The 1,366-nt window shown below is 58.8% G+C and carries 1 protein-coding gene; it reads right to left on the minus strand.

Going from position 1 to position 1,366, the window contains the following annotated elements; translation table 11 throughout:
* Positions 1-1,049: MCP four helix bundle domain-containing protein (locus FHT28_RS35835; protein ID WP_168598922.1), on the minus strand; the 1,049-nt coding region annotated here is incomplete at its 3' end.
* Between the last annotated feature and the right edge of the window lie 317 nt (positions 1,050-1,366).

Here is a 1,366-nt window from a genome sequence, read left to right on the forward strand (position 1 = left end):
ATGTTGGCGGCCATCTCCTCCATCGAGGCGGAGGCCTCTTCGGCGGAGGAGGCCTGTTCGGTGGCACCCTGCGAGAGCTGCTCGGACCCGGCCGACAATTGCTGGCTGCCCGATGATACGTTGTCGGAGGCAGACAGCGCATCGGCGACGACACCACGTAACCGCTCGACCATCGACTCGAGCGACATGCCGAGTGTATCCTTGTCCGACATCGGCTTCGGCTTCACCGTCAGGTCGCCATTGGCGATCAGGTCCGCGATCGTTGCGGTGTTGCGCAGGTTTCCGGTCATGACATTGATGGTGTCGACGAGGTCCTTGATTTCGTCGTTGGTCTTGATCTCGATATTCTGGTTGAGATCGCCGATGGCGACGCCTTCGGCAACCGCCTGGATCTTCTTCAGGCCGTTGTTGATGCCGAGCGCGATCCAGAGGGCGATGGCAGTCGAGAGCACGAACATGACGGCCAGCGAGGTGAGCAGAAGGTTTCGCGCGAAGGCATATTGTTCATTGGTCGACTCGTCGGTTTGATGCAGATCGGCGACGATCGCCTTGTTGACAGCGTTGACGGCATCCAGAAGAACCGCGCTTGCCTTGCGCCCCTCGCCCATGGAGAGCTCTCCTGCCTTGCGGTTGCTTTCCTCCGTATTTTCGACGGCAAGCTTAAGGACCTGGTCGTCAATTTGCTTCCAGGCCGGAAGCTGCTTCAGGAATTCCGCGCTCTTGCTGGCAACCTCCTCGTTAGCGCTCTGGGATAGTTTCTGTGCGATCTGCTCGATCGTTACCTCTTTTGCATGAACTTCATCGATATAGCCGCTGATCGCCTGCGGATCGTTGTTGAGGATGGCGTTCTTTTCGTTGCGGATCGCATCGAGCACGGCGCTGGAAAGATCGCCGGAATTGCGCAGACTGGCAGCCGGGCCTTGGATGATGTTCGTAATGGCCGAATTGAGGGAGGACAGGCTCATGATCGCCAGGACCGACATCCCGGTTGACAGCACGATCAGAAGGCCGAAGGCGAAGGCCAGTTTGAATTTGATGGTAAAGCGCATCTCTAAAAGACTCCTGGGGATGGAGAGGTCCGATGATTGAAGGTCGAATAAGTCAGACGGAGACCGTCTTGATGCGCGAAGACCGATACATTCACCCTTCCGCGAACCTGAACCGGTTCTTGAGGCCTGCGATACCATCCGCCAGCCTTTGATCCGGCGCCTTCCGGCGCCAGATCTTGTTGATGTCAGCCAGCCGCTCAGGCGCTCTGGCGAAAGTCATTGTCATCGGCGTCAGGCCCACCCATGGACATGTCGAGGGAGAAGCCTTTGAGGCGGGCCTGCTGCGCGGCGACGCTGTTGTCGGCGCGGGCAGCCGG

The organism is Rhizobium sp. SG570 (assembly GCF_012275345.1).
In the GTDB taxonomy this organism is placed as follows: Bacteria; Pseudomonadota; Alphaproteobacteria; order Rhizobiales; family Rhizobiaceae; genus Rhizobium; species Rhizobium lusitanum.